Consider the following 24,513-nt stretch of genomic DNA (forward strand, 5'->3'; position numbering starts at 1 on the left):
CTATTATCTTATAGGGTTTATAATGATGCTCTAAATCCCATGGAAAAGGTTCTGACAGGCTTTAAACTAGACGGATAATCAGGATCTAGATTATATTTTGTTTTTTTCCACAAAATCCCGAGGTCAGACGCGTTAATATACAACTGTAGTCCTTTAATCTTTGTGCTGCCTAAATTAAGATGCGGCACCTCATAAGCAATACGTACAAACTGAAGTCGGATATGATCAGCTCTATCCGCCGTAGCTTCTGAAGAATTGTAGAACGCGTCTCGCAAAGGGTTGTTCGGATAGATCATCGATGGTATACTGGTCTGTAACTCATCCCCTGGTTGTTGCCAACGATTAGCAAAGTCTCCATGACCGATACCCTGCGAAAACAGGAGGTCATAACTAATGGATGACCTTCTGTAATAGTAATTTAATTTGTACGCTACATTAATATCTAATGACCAACCTCTATATCTTATGCCATTTGAAAAATTACCAAACACTGATGGAGAGGCCTGCCCTGAGTATACCAATGAATCTACATCTGTAGGAGATATATTCATTATCCTGTTGTAATCTGTACTTTCGCGACCATCTAAGTAACCCAGTGGATTGCCCTCCTTATCTAAACCTCCAAACTTGTAACTCAATATCGAAAATGCGGGTTTACCTACCATTGGAGCTATAACCACACCACCTGTGGGCCTAAACACCATCCCTTCTGGCGAATAGTAGTCGGTCACTTGATCACGATAGTGACTCAACAAAAGCCCCGTCTCCCATCTAAGTTCACCGAAGCTCCTTCTGTATTTGATATCCATATCAATTCCGCCCCCCTCTAATCCAGCCACATTTCTTTCTACGGTGGCTAACAGGCCCCAATTTGTGTAGTTGTATGGACTAAGACCGTAGAGATCGGTAGATTTTTTACGGTAATAATCTATTGCGCCTGAGATCGCTCCCTCTAACAGTCCAAAATCTGCTCCTATATTCATTGTAGCCACTTGCTCCCATTTTAGTGATGGATTGTTTAGAGTAGTCACACGACCAGCCCTGTAATGATTGGATCGGGGATTAGGATTGTAAAAGCTGATGACAGGCCGAGCACTTTTAAAAGGATTGATGTTTCCACTATGTCCATAAGTAGCTCTCAATTTGAGCTGATTGATGACTGTGGCGTTAAAAAACTTTTCTTTAGATACATCCCAGGAAAGACCAGTAGACCATAAGGGCTTCCATCGATCGTTTGTACTTAGCCCAAAAATATTTGCTGCATCCCTTCTTGCGCTAGCAGAGAGTGTATAACGACCGTGTAAAGTATAAGCAGCATTAGCATATACCGATACATACCTATTTACGTTACGAGTCTCGCCATTATTAGCAGGTATAAATCCTTCTCCACCAGACATTAGTGGATATAGATTAAGATAGTCCAAATTAACAGCAGATATAGGGTCGTCTTGATAACCATATTTTGTAGCACTTGATGCATTAAAAGCACTATGTTGTACATCCCAGCCAGCCAATGCTGATACCGAATGTATATGTCTCTGTCGGTTATAAGTAGCAACAGTTCTTAAATTATATGAATTTCGAATTTGTGCATCCGTGTTAAGTATACCCCCTATTGGAATAATATACTTTAGGTTACCTTCCTTAGAAATCTGTGAATATTGATTAATCAAATTACGGGTATAAAATGCATCAACATTCTGAACATGTCTTGTATCCTCAACCTGCCTCTGCTGTTGATAGATGACGTTAAAACTTAAACCTTTAATAGGAGAATATCCCAGATCTACGCTACCTAACATTTCGCTACGTGTTGATTTGACTAAATTATCGTTCCAATCGGTCAGTGGAAAGAATCTCCAATCCAACAACCGCCCACCTCCGATGGTATCTACATATCCAGCGCGTAAAGATGTATATACAGGCAAAGGTGCTCCATTTTCATCTGCCAACTGCAGGTAAGGCACGCTACGACCAGACACCCTCAGACTTTCACCTGTATATCTACCTGAAACCGAAGTTGCTTTAATATAGTGACCATTCAACGCTAACCTCAAATTGTCTGTAAGCTTCCATGAATGGTTTAACCGAAGATTTAGTCGATCAGCCTTACTTGATAATTCCGTCAAGTCGCGATCATACTTCACACCAAATAGATAGGCATCATTCGAACTACCACCTTTAATAAACAAACCATACTGCTGCGACACAGCCTTGCGATAGTTATATTTATCTAAATCATATCGAGAGTCAATAGCTTTAAGTCGTTCTATCCGATCTATGGAATCTTGTTCGGTGATCAAACCATCCTTCTTTAACAAGAAGATATCCAATGCAGGTGAAAACGCACTATGTGTATATTGATTAAGAAAGATATCATAATCGTAATAACCATTTCTATAAAGCATCTGCTCTACATCTATATAATCTCTCGATGATATTTTTGGGAGATAAAACAGATCTGGCTTATCCTTGATCAAGACATTGGCCGTAGTATTGACTGTTATCGGACTATCGTACTTCCCTTTTTTAGATGTTAATACGATCACTCCATTACCAGCCCTCGCGCCCCAGATCGATGCTGCTGCTGCATCTTTTAAGATGGTTACCGATTCGATGTCGTTGGGATTGATATTTTCTATCTTACCTTCATACGGAAAATTATCCAAGATAATTAATACATCTTGAGAGCCATTGATTGTGCTATTTCCTCGTATTTTAATTGGATTGAGCATCCCGATCTTGTTGGTTTCAAAGAGTAAACCACTACTCATCCCCTTGATCCTCTCTAAGATATTACCACTCGTTTGTAGGTTAAGTTTATCTTCTCCCACTACCGAAAAAGAACCTGTCGCACGTTCCTTTGGCAAGGATTGATATCCTGTATGGACAGTTACTTCTTCAAGGACTGTTTGAATCTGGGTAAGTGTAATGATCTCCTTGCCTTTACCAAACTTGGATACTGCCATAGCATACGGTGTGAACCCCATATGGGTAAATCGAAGGGTATCATCAGTATGTAAAGATACTATCCTAAAATCCCCTTTGCTATCTGTACGCACCACATCGCCCTGCTTCGATAATGTGACCGTAACAGATGAGAGTATTCTCCCATCGGCGTCAAATACCCCACCTTTTAATTCCTTCTGTGCATAAGTCACTAACGGAAAAAAGAGCAATAGAGCTAATATCCTTATGTTAATTACTTGCATGCTCCCCTCCTTTCTTCGTGGTATAGATCACGGCGACATCTATTTCCATAGTATCTAGCATCACGCCCAAACCAATATTTTTCAAACTACTAATCAATGCCTTCTCGTCATTCATATCCTCTGGGAGCTCAAGGTCTACAAGGGGATCTTTGCCTGTTTCATTGATAATAGGCGTTTTAAAAAAATGATCGAGCTTCGCAAGAGCGAAAGACAAAGGCACTCGCTTCATCAGATTCTTATGCTCTCCAATCTGTACGATAGGTATATCAGAAGTAGAGGGCTTTACCGATCCATCGGCTACTATCCGATAACATGGCATCATTCTCTTAGCTTCATTAACCCTTAAACCAAAGAACCTTGCCATGTCCTCCATAAGGTAATTTTCAATACGCTCTGGCATAGTATTGGGTACGATCAGCTCATAACAAAAACTGTTCTTTAAACTGCGATCCTCTAATTTAGCCTCAACATCAAGGCTATCCACACTTTCAATAATCACTCTATTACGAGGTTTTGGCAGAATACTAGGGTAAGCCATCTGCAACAATCGATACATTGACTGGTTCAAAGCAAATATGCGCTTACGATTTCCAGCCATATTTCTACGCCCAACTGTTGTCCCGATCCCATCTAAATAAGGAGTCAATAAAGAGCGGAAAGCAAAAAGACTATCAGCGCCTCCATTATCATGGACTAATAAAGGCATATTGACATCGAAGAACAGATCGTCCCTCTTGGTGGGTAGTGAGCTGATAAAACCTGATGTCAACATTTGTAAATTATCTTCATTTACCTGCTCAGAAGTAGTAATCGCCACAATCTTTCCCGTGGGATCTATCCATACACAGTGAGGGATAAACCGATGTGGAAAGTAGGACTTGACTTCCTCCTGGCCCAAAGCGTAAGGAAGACTCAATTTCGTTTCTGTCTTTTTTAGAAACCTAGCAAGACTAGGCTCTGTATCTCCCTTATGGGTATTTAATAAAATCACCTGAATTTTGTCGTGAAAATCGGATTGTAACTGATGTAGTTTTGGAAACGAAGCGATACATGAGCCACATGTCGTATTCCAAAAATCAAGAATAGTCCATTTGCCTTTTAAATCAGGGGCAGTAATAGTCTCTGTTTTAAAATTACTTACATTTAAAATTTTGAAACTATCAGGTATCGTATCCCCTATCTTCAATGGCTTGATCTTGTTAAGGCCTTTGGCCTCCTGCCCGAAGGCAGGAGAAGCCAAAGTGCCACTAAACAACACACAGAATATTATATATATACCTCTCATTATATCCCCCTCCCTTGTATACCTACCAATCGGGTTAATAGTCCGCGCCTCACTCCTTCTTTTGTACTACGCAGTTCTTCCTCTACGTAGCAGAAGCCTAGTATATCATAGTCGTAATTGATATAATAGATCGTATACTGCGCTATAATGAAGTACTCAAAGTCGTCTAAGAATGCATCTGCGTCATCAGATTTCGCTATAGTGCCTTTAGCAGCGAGTATCAAATCAAATAGATTGAACGTCTCCTTGTTCCAGTTATATTTTGTCCAGAAATTTTCAATGACCCTACTCGGGCAATAGCTATCGAAGTCGATACGATCTATCTTCCGTGCCATCGATGAGAGTATCTGAGAGTACGCCTCGTCTCTTGTTCGTTGTGGCTCATTATTCGCATTTTCCTTGATGCGTTGGGCATCTTGGCCCATCTTAAGGTTATTGGTGGCTGTGGTATGCTGCTTCAAAACGGGCAGTCCTCTCCCAGCCTTTAAAAGAATGTTCATTTTTTAAGGGATTATGCAATGAATAGTACATTGCAGATTCAAAAATCAAATTGATTTTTGAATGCCACCTATCGAGATCATAATTGGTTTAAACGCTAGCAACGTGGCATTTCAAAAGAAAAATTACAATTACCGACCCTAAATATTGTACTATATTTACAATGTTGAATACAAAGAAATTTGTAGCAAAGAAAACTTATGGCTATCTTTAAAATGTCTAGTTTCAGAGTATGCTGATAAGCCTTTCTTTTTTTATTGTAATGCACAGTAAAAGGATCGGTAAGCAGAAAGCAGGTAATGGCGTTTTTTAATTATAACGTCATTGCACCTCGTCCCGAGTATCGGAACGGAGTATTCTACAAACAGTAGAAAATACTACATGGTGCCCCTTTTCCTGTTTACTTTAATATCAAGCTTACTCTGGCGCACGGATTACGTTCTTTAAAAGCAGTTTGCGGGAAAACCGATGACTGCGATGTTGGATCGTGTCTGGGTGGTTTTGTTTAGTGGTTTCTAATCGTCTCATAATCATTTAAAGTTTATAAAAACGATGTCAACTCAACTAGCTAAATGAGGTAGATCTAAAGTAAAAAACAATAGGTCGAACATTGCAGCTAAATCGGTTGAGGGAAACCGCCAAGTAACCCTCGCAGCATAATCTTCACGAGATTTACCTGCTTTGCCTCCGAAAAAGACTTACGCAAAGTTCGCCCTATTGAATATATTTTATCTGCAAAGATATAAATAATCCAATAGACTATGGCGAACTCACGCTCATCTCGCAGGCAAATTTGGCGGTTTTTTCAAACGAGAGAGACATCGTATAGGTAGAAGATTTACTTTCCCCTACAACAGTCGCTTAACTAATTGACACAAATATACACAACTTATTCGATGTATGCAAATATTACATATCGAGTAAAATAAAATCTTAATTATGGATGAAACCGAGGTATTTATTGAAAATATAACAGAGATAATCTCTAAACTCAATCTTAGTAAATCCAGCCTAAATAAAAAGTTTGGATGGCCTTTAAATAAACTTACGTTTCTACTGAATAGAGAACAGTCGCTTTTACTAGAAGATGTTACCACCGTGAGAAAAGCACTGGGACTGACAACTTCAGATCTATTAGTAAATATTTTAAACAAATCTGAAATTGAGAAACTACTTGTAACATTAAATGATTGTGTTAAGAAGAAAAATACAGGTCAAGCAAATAGTAAAGATAGCCCCATAGATTATTTAATTATTATACTCAGTAAGAAATATATTAAAGATTCTACTTTCACAAAAAAAGGACTTCTTAAGGACATGCCTGCAAAATACGATAATTATAAAATCGAATGGGACAAAAATCGGCTAAAGAACTATATAGAAAGAGTTGAAAAAACCGGAAAGACAGAGCTCACTTTTAAGCTGTCTAGCTCACTCCCTGATGATATAATTGAAACATCAGTAAGTGCTGTGGATTCAGATTGGCTAAAAGAATTCGAAGAAAAAGTAAAAAAATCCAATGGATAAGAAGCGTAATCCTAAATGGCAACGTGATGAGCTTATTCTTGCTTTGGATCTATATTTTCAGTTGGAGCCCGGTCAAATACATGCTAGAAATCCGTTGATTATTGATTTATCGGACACTTTAAACAAGTTGCCTATTCATGGTGATAAAGAGGAGTATGAGAAATTCAGAAATCCTAATGGTGTGGGTCTCAAACTCAGCAACTTTTTAGCTTTAGATGATTCTTACACAGGTAAGGGTATGTCATCTACCAGCAGATTAGACAAGGAAGTATTTCAAGAATTTAAGAATCAAAAGGATTTACTGCGAAAACTAGCCACTGCCATCAAAGCCACGCTCGAATATCCAGACATCAACGCAGAGATACTCAACGCCAGAGAAGATATTGAAGATTCCGATTTTGAACGTTCAGAGGGTACCGTATTATATAGGTATCACCTCGCAAGGGAAAGAAATGCAACGCTCGTAAAAAAGAAGAAACAACAAGCTTTAAAGCTACATGGCAAACTTGAATGTGAACTATGCTCCTTCGACTTCTTCAAGACATACGGAGAGATCGGCTATGGTTTTATAGAATGCCACCATCGCACACCACTTTACGAACTAACTGAAAGCACCGTAACAAAGTTGGATGATCTAATGCTAGTATGTGCTAATTGTCATAGGATGCTGCATAGAGGGTGGATAATGAGCCAGCGCATAAAATACTAAAGGATATTATAAGAATGAAATTGAAATGCTGAACATTAAGAATAATATTATTTTTTTTGAATATGTGAGCACTTTTTATAGTGACACTATTATTGAGGAATTAGAAACGAAACTAAAAAGGTTAAAAGAGACGTTTGAAGAGCTGCTTGAAAGAGAAGCTGACAATCACCATTTGAAAAATTCCAGTTCCGTGCAAGATGTATTTTATTTTTCAGTAAAAGGGCGCGTAAAAGATAAAAAGAGCTTCTATGAGAAATTGATAAGGAAGAACCTAGGTCTACATTTGATTAAAGAGCTTCAATTTGAAGGTGATATATCGAAAGTAAAAAAAGAAAAAAGTGGCGAATTAAGTAATCTCATAAAGAAGATTGATGACATAATTGGCATAAGAATAGTAACTGAGTTGAAAAAAGACTGTAAAAAAGTCTATGAATTAATAAACAATAACATTAGTTTTTTTGAGAAAAAAAATATTTCCCTTTCTAATTTAAGTATTCAGCCAGAGCCAATGAAAAACGGATTGGATATCTATAAGATCAAAGGAAGTCTAGATAACATTTTTAGTTTTGAACTACAGATAAAAAGTAAAATCGATGAGGCTTGGGGTGATTTAGATCATACTCTATTTTATAAGGACTACTCTGTAAGCCCTATCAAAGATACTGTTCAATTAACAATGAACAACGTAGGATTTCTTTTAGAAAAGTTAGAGACTTTGCTATACGATTTGAGGGAATCAAGTAAAAAATATAATCAAGTTGCCGAAAATGTAAAATTTCAGACTGAAGTAAATAAAAAATATGGTCCTCAACTCCTTAAACTCTTCAGGGCCGATGTTAACCTAATCGAAATATCGGATTTTATATTAAAAATTAAAGAAAGACTCAAGCTAAAAGGTCTAGGAAAAGGGATAAATATATCTTTTGATCATTTAAGTTTTAATTGTACAAGCAGTCGGTTACAGCAATTTCAAACCTTAAGATCATTAAGTCATAAATTATTATTAATTGAAGCTTTTTATTATCATCTAAAAAAAGTCAAAGTTTCAAAATGGAATATTACAGCAGAGACATATGAGTCTGCGTTGACAGAGTTTTTAGATTTTCTTACAAGTTATAATCTAGAAGGCATCTTTACAGAGCTAGAAGTGAATAAGATAATAGATGACACATCCATGTATATCTCAAATCCAGCACTCTATATTGACAAAGAAAAAATAAAGAACACGATTGATTTTTTGAAACTTGCTGAAAACACATTAAATGATCAATTTTTTTTAGAACATAAAAAACTCGTTATCAACCTCTTATTTATCGCATCATACGAAGGTGATTGTTCGTCATTTATTGATGAAATTTTTAATGATTTAGAACCATTCTCTTTATCTAGTATCTTGACGGAGATTAAGGAAGATAATTTGACAGATAATATGATTGTTGAAATAATCAATGATTTGCTGGAGAACATAGCGAATAAACTTTAAAAGCCATGAAAATACAAGTTACCCAATATACACAGAATAATCAGGATTTTTTATCCGCAGTATTTCCTGTAGAAACAATACTAAGCACCTCAGAAATATTAATTTATGGCGACGTCGAGGGAGGATATCAAAGGAAGCCAAATCCACTACATATAAAACGAATAACAAAATATATACTTGATAATAAACACACGTTTATTTTTCCATCATCTATAATATTAGGAGCTGACGAATCTATTAAAAACAATATCGTAACTGATAGCAGTGGCTGTTGGCTAAAAATTGACGAAAACAATAAAATTTTCCGTGTGGTCGATGGTCAACATAGAACCGAGGGGTTGAGAGAGGCAATAAATAAAGACAAATCGTTAGCTAAATTCCCTTTACAGGTAATAATAGCCTTATCGAAAGAAAGCAATAGATCGGTGGAGTTGCAGATTTTTACCGATATAAATTCTAAAGCCAAAAGGATTAATACTGACCTAGCTGAACTGGCCAGATTCGATTACGAAATCTTAGAAAATCACATTGATAAGAATAACATAAATAGGCATATAGGCATAAAAACAGCTTATTATCTAAAAGACAAAAAAGAAAGTGTATGGCACAATGCTATTAAGTTTGATATCCATGCTGAGGTAACAATAGGGATTATTGGGATTAAAATGTTCTCTGAATCGATATCTAAACTTATCGAAAAATATAGAAAAGATAACCCAGTCGACCTTAATACTGTCTCATCATCCCATCTTATTCTATATTGTAATGAAGCATCTGAGTACTTAGGAGCTTTTTTGTCTAAGATCTGGGATAACGTAATTAAACAAAAATGGGAGGCTACATTCAAAAGAGATTTTGTCACAAATGATGAAGGTGATATAGTACCTATTTACTATTCAAAGGAATATTATATTCAGAAAGGAATAGGAATTCACGCAATTAATCCGATTATCGGGGATATATGTAATGAATATGGTTTTAATGATGCTGAGAGAAATATTAGTAAAGCCATCAATGAAAGTAAAATTACTACGGATGATTGGCGTATGAAAGGCCCTTTTGCTGGTTTCAACTCCGGGTCAGGCTTTGGTAAAGTGAGAAGGGCAATTTTAAATGAGGAAACAGTCTAAAAAAGCTAGCAAAATAGCTAGATAAGACTTCTTAAATAACAAGATATGCTTAACAAAATCAACTTTCCCAAAAGCCGTAGCTATAGAACAGGATCTGATCATGAACCTTTTGAGTTCTATTTAAACTGTTTGTTTCATAGCAAGCAGTTTGACTTGCTGTTGGGATATTTCAGCTCCGCAGCAATAAGCGTATTATCATTGGGTTTTGCCAAGTTCATTTACGATGGAGGGAAGTTAAGAATTGTGGCTAATCAGATACTTTCTGAAGAGGATCGGAATGCAATTTTATTAGCCAAAGAAGCGGATATCGAACCACCTCTGGATTTGAAGGATATAAAAACTTTAAAGAATAGTCTTGATGAATACGGTGAACACTTTTTCAAATGTCTGGCATACCTTATTTCCACGAACAGCATTGAGATTAAAATAGTCAAAACCAAAACAAAAGGCATTCCCCATTATAAATCAGGAATATTTAAAGATGGACCGAACAAAGTATCTTTTCAGGCATCTTGCAATTTCACAGCCTACGGTCTATTAGAGAATGCGGAAAGCTTAAGTTGCTATCTATCAATGGATGAACAATCGTCTATTTTTAAGATCAAAGAAGATGAGGAGTACTTTGAGCAAATATTCAACGAAGAGGTCGACCACTTGGAATATATAGGTCCGGAAAGTATCGAAGTAGCCATCAAAACCGAATTTGGAGGTAAAGACCTTAATGAACTACTCATTGAGGAAAATGAACTCATAAAGAAGAAAAACATAAAAGCTAAAGACAGTAAATTAGCTGAATTATTAGATGATCTGGATTGGGAGGTTGAAAAAATAGCAGGAGAACCCCGCTTCCCCTACTCATCCAGCCCTCGTCCTTACCAGATAGATGCCTATAATAATTGGAAAAACAATCACTACAGTGGTGTGTTTGCCATGGCTACCGGAACAGGAAAAACCATCACCTCTTTGAATTGTCTACTCAACGAATATAAACTAACTAATGAGTACAAAGCAATTATTTTAGTTCCGTCCATAGCACTGCTTAATCAATGGGAACTAGAAGTAAAGCAATTTAACTTTAAAAGGGTAGTAAAGATAGGTGGAGGACATAACTGGGAGCCCACGCTAGGCTCTATAGTCAGCAACAAACTTTGGAAAAAGAAAGAAAACTTTATACTAATAGTAACCTATGGAAGCTTTACTACAGATCGATTCCAAAAGTATTTTTCTAAAATACAAGACGATCTTATTCTGATTGCGGATGAGGCTCATAATATTGGTGCGCCAACTGTCAAAAAACTTCTCCCGACCATACGTGTACCGAAAAGAATCGGTTTGTCTGCTACGCCCAAAAGAATATACGACCCTGAAGGAACAGATGCTCTAAATAAATTCTTTAACGATCAGCCACCGTATTGTTATGAATTTGGTATGGAGAAAGCACTGAATGAAGGATTTCTTACGGAGTATAAATACACTCCTTTTATCGTTGAATTGACAGAAGAGGAAACAGATGAATATATAGATATTTCAAAGAAATTATTACGGTTTTTCGATACTGAAAAAGGGGAGTTTAAAAAAGATACGATTGTTGAAACGCTGCTCTTAAGAAGAAAGAGTATTATCCATAAGGCTCACAACAAGATTTCGACATTCACACTGATCTTAAAAGAGTTGGAGAAACGAGGTAAGTCCAGGTATGTCTTCACCTATGTTCCGGAGGGATACATACGTACCGAAGATGGAGTAGAAGAAAAACTCCTTGACCAGTTCTTATACGCCACAGCTGAGACGACTCCATACCTAACGATGAACTCGTACACGAATGAAGACAAAGATCTGAACTCGATATTAAGAGGGTTTTCTGAAGGAAAAATTGACATACTGTTTGCTATGAAGATGCTCGATGAAGGTGTGGACATTCCCCGTGCTGAAGTAGGTATATTTTGTGCAAGCACGGGGAATCCTCGGCAATTCATACAACGAAGAGGTCGTCTTTTGAGGAAGCATAAAGACAAATCGTTCGCATCGATTTATGATATGGTCGTAATTCCGCATCAAGATCTGTCAGATCCACAACTTTTTAATATGGAACGTAATATGGTAAAAAATGAACTGCAAAGGGTTGCCTACTTTGCAAGCTTATCAATGAACTACTATGATAGTAAGGACAGCCTAGAAAATGTCTGTCAAAAATATGAGCTCAATTTAAATGAAATAATTAACGAACTATGAGTAAACGAGACGATATGTTGAGGGAAATCCTCTCAGATCCGGAAATAATGCAAAAATATGATTTACGACCAGTTGATATAGAAAAGGTGCTTTGTAAACCTCCTTATTCGAAGAAAGTCATTGAAGTAATGGCTACAATGATTATTGAAATGGATAACAATAGAACACCTAGGCAAATCTATCCAATTATCAAGAACATCTACAAAATATAGGTATGGCTGCTATAGTTAACAGTATCTCATTTAATAACTTCTTCAATTACTACGGCGAGTTTGAAGAGAACAGATATGAACTAAAGGAAGGCGTCAACATTATCATTGCTGATAATGGTGCCGGTAAATCAAAGTTTTTCAATGCTTTCCTTTGGCTCTTTGGGGATCAATTTCTTGATTCTGATGATAAAACGCTAAAAAGTATCAAAAGTGCATTCGTAAAGATTATCTCGGACAAAGCGAAGTTTGAAACACCTGTTCAAGGTAAGTTGACTTGCGGAGTACAGGTAGAGTATACACAAGCAGATCGTCTAAAATTTCAAATCACCAAATCATTCACAGCAGTCAAACTCAACGAGAATTTCACCAATATAAATAGTTGGCAATTTACTCTCAATGATTTAGAGGTAAATAGAACAGATCTGGTTCTGCCAAAATACAAACCCGTGTACGACGAGGATGAAAAACTCAGAATTATAGATGCGCTAATTCTACCTGCTTTTAGAAAATACTCATTTTTCCAAGGAGAGGAAGTTGACAATATCATTGACTTTAGCGAAAAAGAGAGTATCGAAGAAGCGGTAAAAAACTTAACCGACATATCAAAGTATGAATCCTTAGAAAAGTTGGTACAGTATGTCAACGGCAAAGCATACGATGATCTAAAGGACCAAACTAAATCTAACGATAGCCAATCAAAGCGCCTCAATGATGCGATAGAAGAAAAAGAGCGAATAGAAACCCTATTGAAACAGGAAGAAGATAAACTCCATGAACTGGAGGAGACATTTAGCAGGGCTGAAAAGGAAAAAAACGAGTTAGATAAGATCTACGCAAATGCAGACAAAAGAAGAGAACTAGACGAAAAGATCAAGCCTAAACAACGTAGCTTAAAAGAAAAAAAAGAAGAGTTTGAATCCTTTTTAGACAAAGTCAATAACAGAATGTTTGACGGACAATTCGCTTGGATTGCTATGGGATTTGAAAACACGGTAGATAAATTCAGAAAGATAAAAGAGGACTATACGACAAAACACTTCGAATTAAAAGCGTTAAAAAATATTGATGCAAATCCAAACAATTATTTCCATTTCCTACCAGTTAATTCCCCTGATGCAGTGAGCTTACAGAACATGGTAGACCATGAGCATTGCTATGTATGCGATCGCCCAGCAAAAAAAGGAAGCAAGGAACATGAATACATAAAAGCACTTAAGAATCGCCCCAACACAGGTAATAAGGAAATTGAATATGTAAAGAATAATCTAAGCAGCTTCTTTGGTGACATACAAATAAATGCGCAGCCATTTTATAATCGCATATCTACTATCCCTAATAGCATATCAAATTTTAAGGAGAAGGAGTCCGAATATATACGAGATATAGACCGGCTATCCGCACAGTTAAAATCGTTAAAGGATCGAAGAAAAGACCTACTCGTAGCAGGAGAAGATTCTGAAGTAAACGATAGAGATATAGTGAATAACTATACTGGTGCAATTCGCCAAATGGAGAATGCCAGAAACAAAATAGATGATATCATACTGCCCAAAATAAACGCCTTTAAAAAGCAAATTAAAAACACGGAAACAGAAATTGAAAATTTAAGCGCTGTGCAAGATATCCCTCAGGGCTTCCAAGAAAACTTCACTATTGCAAAAGATTTAGCGGAAGCCACTACGAAAGCACGCGAAAGGGTTTATGACAGAATGATCAAAAAACTGGAAGAACATGCCAACCTACACTTCCAAGCATTAATAAAGAACAACGATCTAGCCGGAGGAATACTCAAATTTGAAAAGACACCAAGCGGTGCAATAAATTTCAACTATCTAGATCAAGATCAAAACATAATATCCGGAGCTTCAGAAGGCTTTCAGAGAATGAAAAAATTCTCTGTGGTAATGGCAATAATTACGGCTAACAATTCTGAATATAACTATCCTCTATTAGCAGATGCGCCATTATCCGCCTTCGGCGAAGGGTTCACGGAAGGTTTTTTTGAAGCAACGTGCAAAGTTTTTCCACAAAGCATCATCCTCGTCAAAGAGCTATACGACCGACATGATGAGCAAAAACTAACTTCTTTAGGAAAAAAACTATATCGTGAAGATTTTGTAAAAACAATGTATTTAAACATTGTTCCCGAAGGTGCCGAACAAAAAGAATTAATAACAACAAAAATTCCGTTAAAGAAATGAATTCACAAGATTTCAGAACGCAAATATTAATGAAGAAACCTCGGTACGCAAAAAGTCGTATACCTCTCATCGATATTTTAGCTAACAAGGGACAATCAAAATCAGAGTATGCGCAGTTTGGGCCGATTTATGAGTTATTTATATATTCTTTTGTTTTAGGCTTGAAAAGAAAATCCTTTTTGCCATTACCAGGAAACAACCTTACCAAGGATTTTGTAGAAATAGCTAAATGGAAAGGAGGTAGTTCATTAGTCGATTTTCTCTTAATGACCGTACTTATTCACACAGATGAACTGGGTTTTACTTGGAACGAATTAGAAGATATGCAAGAAAAAGACCTTGATAAAGCTGTCAGTCAAATCATTTCTTTCTTAGAGGGCTATGCTAATGGTGGATTAGAGTACCTACAAGAACTATATAACACTAACCAGTTAATCAATAGTCCGTACTTATTTGTGGACTTATTAGCCGAAAACAGTACTCTTAAAGAGGTATTGGATGAAGATAACATTAGCTTAGAGTCTCAGGAGGCAACGGAAGATACTATTGTAAACACCAAAAAATTAATCGAAGGAGGAGAATCTCCAAATGTAGAGTTTAAGTCTACACTTAGAGTAAATATGCATACTATCCAAGCTGATGACAAAATGGAATTATCTTGTATTAAAACGATAGCAGGATATATGAATACCAAGCCGGGCACTTTATTGATTGGCGTTTCTGACCAAAAGGAAATTTTAGGACTTGAAAAAGACTTGGCTTCGTTTGGAAATAAACCAGACCCCATGGATGAGTTTCAAAAGCATCTTGACAATCTTATTGAAAGTTATTTAGGAAACTCTGCTTATTCATTAATTACATTAACGTTCCCAGAAATTGACGCTAAAAAGATCTGTCGATTAGACGTGCAATTCAGCAAGAAAGGACCTGTCTACGCAAAGAATAAGTCGAAGAAAATAGAGGAATTTTACATCAGGAGAGCTGCTTCTACTGTTGCATTAAATGCAAGCGAAATGATTGGATATATAGAAAACCATTGGGGGTAAGCTCCTTAATTTATAATGACAAAAAGATCCAAAATTTAAGCTAACTTTGTCTATGGCATTTTACAAAAAAGAGCTTATTGAAGAGATAAAAGAACAATTCTTGGAAGACGATAATCGTCGGCCATGGATTGTCGCTTTTAGTGGAGGGAAAGACTCTACAGCTATGCTGATGCTGGTCTGGGAAGCCATAACCCAGCTGAATGAAATTGAAAGAAAGACGCGACAGATATATGTAATCTGTAATAATACATTGGTCGAAAACCCGCGTGTATTACAGTTCGTAAACAAACATCTTAATAAGATCCAAGAGAAGGCTCTTGAGCTAGACCTACCATTTAAAGTGGACCATACAACGCCTCAGCTTGAGAATAGTTTTTGGGTCAATCTCATAGGTAAGGGATACCCTGCTCCGAATAACATGTTTCGCTGGTGTACGGAAAGATTGAAGATCTCTCCTACGACACAGTATATCAAAGATAAGATATCTGACTACGGTGAAGCTATAATATTAATAGGAACCCGCTCGGACGAGAGCTCTGCAAGGGCAGCGTCTATAAAAAGACATGAGGTGAAAGGTGAGCGCTTACGTGCCCACCCCCTACCGAATGCAAATGCTTATGCGCCTATTAAGGATATGACTACGGATGAAGTGTGGACATACCTGCGCATGGCTCGTAACCCTTGGACGGAAGACAAGAACCTAGAAATCCAGACGTTGTATACCAATGGTAGTGGTGGTGACTGCCCTATTGTGATGGATGTCACTACGCCAAGCTGTGGTAATTCACGATTTGGCTGTTGGGTCTGTACTGTGGTAAAACGTGACCGTTCTATGGAAGCTCTTGTGGAAAATGGCGAAGAATGGATGCGGCCGCTAATCGTAATACGTGATTTCTTGTATAAGACTATTGATCGCGATCGAGAAGACTATGACCCTACGGAATTCAGAATGCCCATCCGTCGTAACAAGGCAGAAGGTATAGGTCCGTATTGGCCAAAATGGCGCTATCATGTTTTAAAAATGGTATTGGATGCACAAAAAGCGGCTTCCAAGGAAGATGAAAATAATCAATTAATATCGCTACAGGAACTAGCCGCGATACAGGTGATCTGGAATAGGGATTATATCTATGAGTATTCGGTATCTGATGCCTATAAAGAGGTGTACGGACAGGCGGTAGAGTTTGGTCAAAAAACGCTGGATACAAATTATGAAAAAGATCTCCTCAAGGAGGTGTGTGGTGAGAATACGAAAGATGTGATGTTGATCAATCAATTATTGAAGGCTCAAAAGATGAAAGGTTTGTTGGTTAAGAAAACAGGCCTTCAAAATGATATAGAGAATATATTGCAAGAGGCTGTACGACCGACTTTTACAAACTTTGATAAATACAACGAGAATGCTGATCAGTAAAATTTCCCTTTTTAACTACAGAATATATAAAGGGGAAAATCAGATCGTATTTGATGAAGACCCTTTTCGTAATATCCATATCGTATCAGGCTACAATGGATTCGGCAAAACTACTTTTCTCACCTCGCTGGTATGGTGTCTATATGGCGCCCAAATGCAGGATGTAGATGAGAGCTTCAAAAAGCGTATTAAAGATATAGGCGGATATCCTAGATTTTTAGAGGATTCTTTAAATAGAAATGCCTATCTAAGCCTTGAAACGAAATACTATGTAGAGATTTCGTTTTCGGGTGTAGATGTGCCTGGAATCATAGCTGAGGAACTGAAGATACGTCGGTCCTTCCATAGTGGAGACAAAACAGATACGGTCCAAATATGGCTAGATGGACAGCCGAATGAACTCGTACAGGAGGTCGGCTTCGACTTGTTTATCCAAGATTTTATTCTTCCTAAAGAAATAGCCAAGTTCTTCTTCTTTGATGCGGAAAAAATCACGGAACTAGCTGAAATACAAACGCTGGACCAAAAGCGTCAATTGGCAAAGGCGTACTCTGAGGTACTGGGTATAAAGAAATATGCGGATCTAAGAGCTAATCTCCATGAACAGCGTCTTAAATATAGACGTGAATCTGCTAATGCGACCGAGGTTAAAACATTTGAAGAACTAGAAGGCCAGATTGAAACACTGGTAGATCGTATACAGCAAGAAAATGAGCTGCTGAATGAAGTGAATCTAGATATCGATCGCTCTAACGAGATCATCGATGAGCTCCAAGAAAAGCTTATCAGAGCGGGTAATGTGATATCCGTAGAGGACCATCAGAAGCTGAAAGATAGGAAGGCTCAGCTGCTAGTACAAACGGAGGAATTGAAAGAAAAATTCAAAAGACACCTCGATCTAGCGCCATTTGCTATTGCTGGCAAACTATTTCATAATATGGTGGCGACTGCCAAAGAGGAGCTTTCTCTAGCGGAAGACAATCATCTGGAACATATCTTGCCACTGATAGGTGAATTGGGTAAAAAGGCGGCATTGCTAAAAACGAGTATCAGCAAAGAACAGCTCGGGGAGTTGATTCGTCCATTATTGGGTGAGTATGAAAACCTCATCGAAAATAAAGAATCTAAAGAGAATGCTAGTAAAATAGGCTTCTCTCCTAAATCGTTTCATATTATCGAGCATCTCGAAGAACAGCTACATCATGTGTACCAAGATGAGGTGAAAGAGGTAACTCGTGACATGAAGCGCAATCGATATGACATGAATGAGGTCAACCGATTGCTGTCTCATGCGGAAGCTAAAGGTAATGATGTAATCGTAAATAGAAATAGGGAGAATCTCCACCATAAACAGGCGGAGCTTAATAATCATCTAGTCTCGAAGGGAAAAGTAGAAGAACGGATTTCTACATTCACGAATGAACTGAACAATAAGAAGAAGGTTCGTGAAGAATTACAGAAAAAGGTACACCTACAGGAAGACTTACTAGAGAAAGACGCTACTGCGAAGAGACTGATCGATCAGCTGGATGAGTTTATATTGAAAATACAGCAGCAAAAGAAGACGACGCTACAGAGTCGTATTCTGGATACGCTACGTAAACTGATGCATAAATCAAGTTTTATACATGATGTAAAAATCGTTATCGAAAATGAGATTATAGACATTGACCTCGTAAATAAGGCTGGTAAGCTCATCAATAAAGAGGGATTGTCTATGGGTGAAAAGCAGCTTTACGCTACTGCTATCCTACAGGCACTGGTGAAAGAGTCTAATTTTGATTTCCCGGTATTCATTGACAGTCCAATGCAAAAGCTGGATGCAACGCATGCAACAAATATTATCAAACACTTCTACCCTAATGTCTCCAAGCAGGTGATCTTACTTCCTCTTTTGCAAAAGGAAATGTCTGAACAGGAGTTTGATCTTTTGGAGTCTAATGTAAAAAGTACGCATTTGATATATCATAAAGCGGATGAGTCCTCGTCTACGTTTATCCATGTAGACAATAAGGAGCTCTTTAATACGGTAAATTCTTTAAACGCAGATAGTCATGTTTAACTCGGTAACGACCTCGGAAAAAAGTAGAGAGATAATAGTTCAGCTTACTAATAAACTGGCTTTGGGTACGGAGAATGTGATCGCTCGTATTGCTTTTGCTTATTCGCTATCTAAAAATGAGAAATTAGACCTTAAGAGTATTGCAGACGGTAAAGGTAAGTTGTATCCCGCTAAGGTATTGTTTGGAGACTATCAGGAAATCTATCTGGGTATGTTGTGCGAACTGTACGGTATAAAGCTTATCGATATTAATCTACCTAAGTATGTAAAGCTACATATCGATCATGGACTCGAAATTATGGCTCCTTATGCCAATAATGATGGTTATGATTTCTTGATAAGATGTATACAAGAAGGATTAGCAGAGGTATAGAACCTCTGCTATTTTTTTTATTGATAGGCTTGTAACTCTTCTAGGGCTTCTTCGAAAGCTCGTATAATTTCATTGACTTCTGCTTCTGTAGTGAATCTACCAATACTGAGACGTAATGTGGCGTAAGCAATATTGGAGTCTCCTTTCATAGCCATAAGTACATGGGAAGGTTTTATTTCTTTGGAGGTACAGGCTGAGCCATTTGACAGGGCTATGCTATTTTTTGACTGAATGATGATCGCCTCTGCATCGATATCCCCAAAGCGGAAACTAATGATGTTTGGAAGCTTATCGACAGGATCTGTATTCAACGTAAAGTCGGAGATCTTGCTTAAGCCTTCTACAATACGTTGGGTTATGTTAGAAATTCTGGTTGCCTCCTCTCCCATTTCTTTCTTAGCTATCGAACATGCCGCACCAAAACCGACTATGCCTGGGGTGTTTAAGGTGCCTGAACGGAAACCGCCCTCGTGACCTCCGCCATGTATGTGTGCCATGAGTTGACTCTTGTTTACGTAAGACCGGTTGATATACAAGGCTCCAACACCATTGGGCCCATACAGCTTGTGCGCGGAGCAAGCAAGAAGGTCTATTCCCATTTTACGGACGTCGATCTCAATCTTGCCTAAAGCCTGCGTAGCGTCTGTAAAAAAAAATGCTTGGTGTATGTGTGTTAACGCGGCAATCTTTTCTATAGGTTGTATGATACCTGTCTCGTTATTAGCGAACATGATGGAGACTAGTTTTGTATTGGGCTTGAAGCTATTTGTCAACTGCTCCAAGTTGATCAATCCATTACTATCAACTCCTAAATAGGTAACCTCTGCTCCCTGAGATTCGATGTAGGCGCAGGTATCTAGTACTGCCTTATGTTCTGTCAGTGCAGTAATCATATGGAAGTCCTTGCGGCCGCATGCCTCGAAGGAACCGATTATGGCTAGATTAATGGCCTCTGTAGCACCTGAAGTAAAGATGATATCTTCGCTTTTCTCGGCGCGAATGAGATCTGCAACCTGCTGTCTGGCTATTTTGACAGCATCTGATGCTTCTTGCCCATAGAAGTGTGTACGACTAGCTGCATTACCAAATCGCTGTGTAAAGTATGGTAGCATAGCTTCCACCACCCTCGGGTCTGTAGGTGTGGTGGCTGCGTAATCAAGGTATATTATCTCTCTGTCTTCGGTCATCTTTATACTCCCTTTTGGAAGTATAAAGATAGCCTAAGATTAATGATTATGAATGTAAAAGTTTTCAACTTAAAACTTTTACATTGAGATCATAAATAATTATTATAAATTTCTACTACATTATTAAAAGCTTTCAATTGCATCTGAAACCTATAAAATTGAGATTTTTTTTCTCATATGTTCTGGATCAATGACTAATTTTCTTTTCACTATCTATTTTCTTAAAATATTCAAAGAAATCATCAATCACTTCGTCATTTATATAGGGATGAATAAGGTTAAAATAAAGAATGGCTTGACCACTTCCTAGATGCGAATTAAAGTTCTCAAACTCGTAACGGTTTTTATAATCACCAAAAAAATTCACATCTTTTAGTACGTTTAAGAATTCTGTTGATTTAGAAGTACAAATCAATCTACTCCAGTTCAGCTTATCTTTATACTTAATTAATATTTCTGATTCCCATTTGATTGACTTATTGTCGCTTAACCTTTCCCAATCCCAATAATTCTCGTATTTAACAATCAACTCTGTTGACCATTTAACATTTGAAAGTTCACTATAAAACATTAAACAAGTTAAATCATTACAATAGCGCAACGTATACAGGGATATGTCAACATGATCGTAAATTGAACTTAAACGACCTAATTCCCACCAGTTTAACTTATATCCAAATTTAGATAAAAGATCTTCAGACCAAAAAATAGTTGTATTTTTACTTATGCTCTCCCAATTTAATTTATCGTGATAATTTTCTAATAACTTAGGAGTAAGTTGAATGCTATTACCCAAACTTATAATTTCCCAATGTACATTCTCTACGAACTCTTCTAATAGTTCTTCTGTCCAAACTATGCTTTCATTTCTACAAATTCTTTCCCAATCAACTTTATCCCTAAATCTTTTCAAAAGTGATAAATCCCAAGGAAAATTAAAGTTTTCACTTAATACATCCCACTTTATTTTATTTTCAAAACAAAGTATCAATTCCAATCTCCAATTAATGTTAGACGAAGAACTTAATATTTCCCAATCAATAAAATTATCAAACTCTGTTAGCAAACCTTCCGTCCAGACGATAGAATTGCTAGAACATATCTCTTTCCAGTTTAATTTGTGTTTATATTTTCTTAGTATATTAATATCCCATTTTATCTTAAGGTTATCCCAATCAATATAACTCTCAAAAATAGCTAACTCCTCAAATTTGAATTGATAATTTAAAGACACCTCCTTCCAGTCCCATTTTTCTGCGTAATTTAACAATATCTCCGGAGATATATTTTCAACATTTCTACTCAACCAATAAAAGGAAATTTCCTTATTTATATTGTTCAATAATTCGGTGTTCCAATCAACTAATCGGTTAAGCGTTAAATAACGTATAGCCTGTGGTTCATTAATGCTTTTCCAGTAGAGTTTATCTTTAAACGTAATTATAAATTCATTAGACCAACACATTTGTCTATTTTTGCTCAACTCTTTCCAATCCCACTTATTCTTAAATTTAGAAACCAATTTGATGGACCAAGGTAATGAGGTGTTTTGACTTAAAGATTTCCAATCCCATTTGTTCTCAAATTCTTCAAGTAAGTCTATATACCAATTATTGTATCTATTTGTCGTCCATGGTATTGTTTTACATTTACTAACACCTTGCCATATGTAGTCTCCATCAATTACTTTTAGTATGCTCTCGAATTTCAAAACATCATATTCATTCTCGAACATCAAATTCTCGAGATTTATATATTGAAAATAATAATCGTCTATTCTTGACTGGAGTCTAAATATAGAATCTAAATCCCACACATATTTTTCGTTTTTCCATATTGCTTCCCTCCAGTTTAACTTATCGCAGTATTTAATTATAAATTCAATGGGCAACACATTTTTTGAATTAATAAATTCATATTGATTTGCAAAGATTATTTCTGCTATCTCAAAATTTATTTTTAAACTGTTGTTCTTTTTTATTATACTGGGAAGTAAGGTCAAATACTTTTTAAGCTGGCTTTCAGAAAAAGGGTAATATTTAGCCAACATCGAAGTAATCATATATATATCAGTATTCTTAAGAAAATCTATCACATTTTTTTCCATTTTGCAATATACAATATTGACTCAATCATTTGTAATCCTTTTGTTTAAAACGAACCTATTCATATGATAATCAGGCTTTTTGAAACAAACCACAACATAATATTGAAGCATTTAATATTTAGAAACTCCGGTTCCTAATTACATATCAAAAGAAAATCTAAAGTGGTAATCAACTTATTATAGTGGATGGAGAGTTCTGGGATGACTGTATAAACCGCGCGCTACGAGATATGAGCTATACGGTATTCCGATTCTTGTCGCAGGATGTGCTGAAGAAACTACCTACAGTGCTGAACCAGATTGAACTGTTCTTGGAGACGAGAAGATTGTGGAGGTAAGATTTTCATTGTTTTTTGTATCGTGCCTTTTCTAGTGCTTTTATAATCTTGAGGGAGCAAGAATCTCCTTTTTTTAATCTACATTAGGAGCAATGAAAGATATCGCTATAGACTTTAACTCCACTTCCTCTATTGAAAAAGGCATTGAAGCCATCAAAGACTACTTAAAAAGCCATGCTTTAGTAATAGGTAATTCTAATTATGTAATTACAGAATTTGAGTTTTATATCATGACGCCTGAAAATGGAGTTCATCATGATCAATATACCTATAAGCATGAGCGGCATCTAACAAAAGGTAAACTTTTCTTGCATGCATCGGGACTGGATATCACCTTTGGGAATGATACTACCTACGCTGGTGTGCTATTAAGAGGAGCAATAAAGCTTTCTTCTATTGATACTCCGACAGAAGACGCGATAGAGAAATACATCAACGGCCCTATCAACCTGGCTGACGAGCTGGTACATCAGATCGATATAGAGAACGGTATCACGATTGGATTCCAACCTGTAAATCTAGAAAACATCTCATTTGTAGATACTTGGGGCCCACGTGTGGGATTGAAAAAAGGCAAATTTGAAGGTTATAAAAACTTTATAGATAGAAATCTTCGGTATCTACGCTCGCTATCTCCTGAAACTATGCTGCGCATTGATCCAGAGAAAAAAATAAAGATAAAGAAGATAGTAACAGTCTAATTGTTTTGCTAAATAGGCTCCACAAAGCCTATATCGGCATCCAAAGCCGCTTCAATAGCGACTATGGTCTTGGTTGTAAAAGTATGTTGGCCAGAGAGCCATTTGGAAATCTCTGATTTTTGCTTGTCCATCAATGTCGCTAAATCTGAGGCCTTCATCCCTTTGCTCTCCAAAATAGCGGCAATCTTGTCCGAAATAGCCAAATTTTTCTTGACTAATCTTTCGACTGTGGGATCTCCATGTTGCTCCAACCACTGGTCTATCATATTCGCTTCCAATAGACCCTTTTTCTCTTGATTGGCTTTTCTTCGTGAAAGTTTCATATGTGAATAATTACTTCGTGAGCTCGCAAGCTCGGTTTTATTTTTAATGGTCGTTTATAAGTACAGCATCAAACATACAGAAATATACTTTCACAACCAACAACAACTATCTATCAACTAACGCTTTAAGCGAATAACCTACAGGACCTTTTACTTAACAGGCAGTACCATCCGATAATCCGGTAGTTTCAACAACTCCTCTACCCTAGACCTCTGCAGGTCGACACCTACCAATAGATCTATAGAGACATGAAAGTAACGCGAGATACGCTGCAACAGCTCTATAGGTGGCTCGGAAGCTCCCTCCTCGTATTTGGCATACCTCGACCGGGTGATAATGAGATCATCGGCCACCCGCTGCTGGGACAAACCCCGTCGCCCACGCAGAAAACGCATATTATCAGCTAGTAATGACATACCCTTTTATATTGCTACAAATATTAGCAACAAATATACAATTCTTGGCTATAGTT

19 protein-coding genes are annotated in these 24,513 nt (G+C 37.1%); 12 read left to right on the forward strand and 7 right to left on the reverse strand.

Going from position 1 to position 24,513, the window contains the following annotated elements:
* Positions 1-17 precede the first annotated feature (17 nt).
* From B5X76_RS01640 to B5X76_RS01650, 3 genes are read right to left on the reverse strand one after another with little or no spacing between them, the layout of a single operon-like run.
* Positions 18-3,212 carry a SusC/RagA family TonB-linked outer membrane protein gene (locus tag B5X76_RS01640; RefSeq protein WP_079640686.1) on the reverse strand — a complete coding sequence of 1,065 codons (3,195 nt, stop codon included), beginning with the start codon at positions 3,210-3,212 and terminating at the stop codon, positions 18-20.
* Positions 3,199-4,497, reverse strand: coding sequence for a TlpA family protein disulfide reductase (locus tag B5X76_RS01645; protein ID WP_079640687.1), 1,299 nt, complete (start codon positions 4,495-4,497; stop codon positions 3,199-3,201). Before B5X76_RS01645 ends, B5X76_RS01640 begins: the two co-directional genes overlap by 14 nt.
* Complete coding sequence (locus B5X76_RS01650) at positions 4,497-4,997, reverse strand: hypothetical protein (RefSeq protein WP_079640688.1); 501 nt, start codon at positions 4,995-4,997, stop codon at positions 4,497-4,499. Before B5X76_RS01650 ends, B5X76_RS01645 begins: the two co-directional genes overlap by 1 nt.
* A 937-nt stretch (positions 4,998-5,934) precedes the next feature.
* Between B5X76_RS01650 and B5X76_RS01655 the strand changes: the two genes are divergently transcribed.
* The 11 genes from B5X76_RS01655 to B5X76_RS01705 are packed head-to-tail and all read left to right on the forward strand — an operon-like array spanning position 5,935 to position 19,384.
* Positions 5,935-6,522 (forward strand): hypothetical protein, encoded by a 588-nt coding sequence (locus B5X76_RS01655; RefSeq protein ID WP_079640689.1) that lies wholly within the window; start codon positions 5,935-5,937, stop codon positions 6,520-6,522.
* Positions 6,515-7,231 (forward strand): HNH endonuclease, encoded by a 717-nt coding sequence (locus B5X76_RS01660; RefSeq protein ID WP_079640690.1) that lies wholly within the window; start codon positions 6,515-6,517, stop codon positions 7,229-7,231. Before B5X76_RS01655 ends, B5X76_RS01660 begins: the two co-directional genes overlap by 8 nt.
* 25 nt (positions 7,232-7,256) lie before the next feature.
* Positions 7,257-8,714, forward strand: coding sequence for a nucleotidyltransferase family protein (locus B5X76_RS01665; RefSeq protein WP_079640691.1), 1,458 nt, complete (start codon positions 7,257-7,259; stop codon positions 8,712-8,714).
* A 5-nt stretch (positions 8,715-8,719) separates the two neighbouring features.
* Entirely contained in the window at positions 8,720-9,844 is a 1,125-nt protein-coding gene (locus B5X76_RS01670; protein ID WP_079640692.1) for a DGQHR domain-containing protein, read from the forward strand.
* A 45-nt stretch (positions 9,845-9,889) separates the two neighbouring features.
* Complete coding sequence (locus B5X76_RS01675; protein ID WP_079640693.1) at positions 9,890-12,076, forward strand: DEAD/DEAH box helicase family protein; 2,187 nt, start codon at positions 9,890-9,892, stop codon at positions 12,074-12,076.
* The gene (locus B5X76_RS01680) at positions 12,073-12,288 is read left to right on the forward strand and encodes a hypothetical protein (protein WP_079640694.1); all 216 of its coding nucleotides are present in this window, start codon (positions 12,073-12,075) and stop codon (positions 12,286-12,288) included. Before B5X76_RS01675 ends, B5X76_RS01680 begins: the two co-directional genes overlap by 4 nt.
* Before the next feature lie 2 nt (positions 12,289-12,290).
* On the forward strand, positions 12,291-14,489 hold the full coding sequence (locus tag B5X76_RS01685) for a hypothetical protein (protein WP_079640695.1): 2,199 nt from the start codon (positions 12,291-12,293) through the stop codon (positions 14,487-14,489).
* Complete coding sequence (locus tag B5X76_RS01690) at positions 14,486-15,535, forward strand: AlbA family DNA-binding domain-containing protein (protein ID WP_079640696.1); 1,050 nt, start codon at positions 14,486-14,488, stop codon at positions 15,533-15,535. Before B5X76_RS01685 ends, B5X76_RS01690 begins: the two co-directional genes overlap by 4 nt.
* A 52-nt stretch (positions 15,536-15,587) precedes the next feature.
* Positions 15,588-16,949, forward strand: coding sequence for a DNA phosphorothioation system sulfurtransferase DndC (gene dndC / locus B5X76_RS01695; protein WP_079640697.1), 1,362 nt, complete (start codon positions 15,588-15,590; stop codon positions 16,947-16,949).
* On the forward strand, positions 16,936-19,011 hold the full coding sequence (gene dndD / locus B5X76_RS01700) for a DNA sulfur modification protein DndD (protein ID WP_079640698.1): 2,076 nt from the start codon (positions 16,936-16,938) through the stop codon (positions 19,009-19,011). Before dndC ends, dndD begins: the two co-directional genes overlap by 14 nt.
* Positions 19,004-19,384: a DndE family protein gene (locus B5X76_RS01705; protein ID WP_079640699.1), complete on the forward strand. Its 381-nt coding sequence runs from the start codon at positions 19,004-19,006 to the stop codon at positions 19,382-19,384. The genes dndD and B5X76_RS01705 overlap by 8 nt, the downstream gene beginning before the upstream one ends.
* A 17-nt stretch (positions 19,385-19,401) precedes the next feature.
* On the opposite strand, the gene B5X76_RS01710 is transcribed toward B5X76_RS01705, so the two are convergent.
* On the reverse strand, positions 19,402-20,571 hold the full coding sequence (locus B5X76_RS01710; RefSeq protein ID WP_079640700.1) for a cysteine desulfurase family protein: 1,170 nt from the start codon (positions 20,569-20,571) through the stop codon (positions 19,402-19,404).
* Between the two features lie 187 nt (positions 20,572-20,758).
* Positions 20,759-22,678: a hypothetical protein gene (locus tag B5X76_RS01715; protein WP_079640701.1), complete on the reverse strand. Its 1,920-nt coding sequence runs from the start codon at positions 22,676-22,678 to the stop codon at positions 20,759-20,761.
* Positions 22,679-23,108: 430 nt separating this feature from the next.
* Here B5X76_RS01715 and B5X76_RS01720 point away from each other — a divergent pair, with 430 nt between their 5' ends.
* Positions 23,109-23,717, forward strand: coding sequence for a hypothetical protein (locus B5X76_RS01720; protein WP_079640702.1), 609 nt, complete (start codon positions 23,109-23,111; stop codon positions 23,715-23,717).
* Between the two features lie 8 nt (positions 23,718-23,725).
* Here the strand turns inward: B5X76_RS01720 and B5X76_RS01725 are convergent, their stop codons facing one another.
* Both B5X76_RS01725 and B5X76_RS01730 read right to left on the reverse strand, forming a co-directional pair.
* On the reverse strand, positions 23,726-24,040 hold the full coding sequence (locus B5X76_RS01725; RefSeq protein ID WP_079640703.1) for a helix-turn-helix domain-containing protein: 315 nt from the start codon (positions 24,038-24,040) through the stop codon (positions 23,726-23,728).
* A 150-nt stretch (positions 24,041-24,190) separates the two neighbouring features.
* Positions 24,191-24,457 (reverse strand): helix-turn-helix domain-containing protein, encoded by a 267-nt coding sequence (locus tag B5X76_RS01730; protein ID WP_079640704.1) that lies wholly within the window; start codon positions 24,455-24,457, stop codon positions 24,191-24,193.
* Positions 24,458-24,513: the final 56 nt, after the last annotated feature.

Source organism: Sphingobacterium nematocida (assembly GCF_900168125.1).
GTDB classification, from domain to species: Bacteria; Bacteroidota; Bacteroidia; order Sphingobacteriales; family Sphingobacteriaceae; genus Sphingobacterium; species Sphingobacterium nematocida.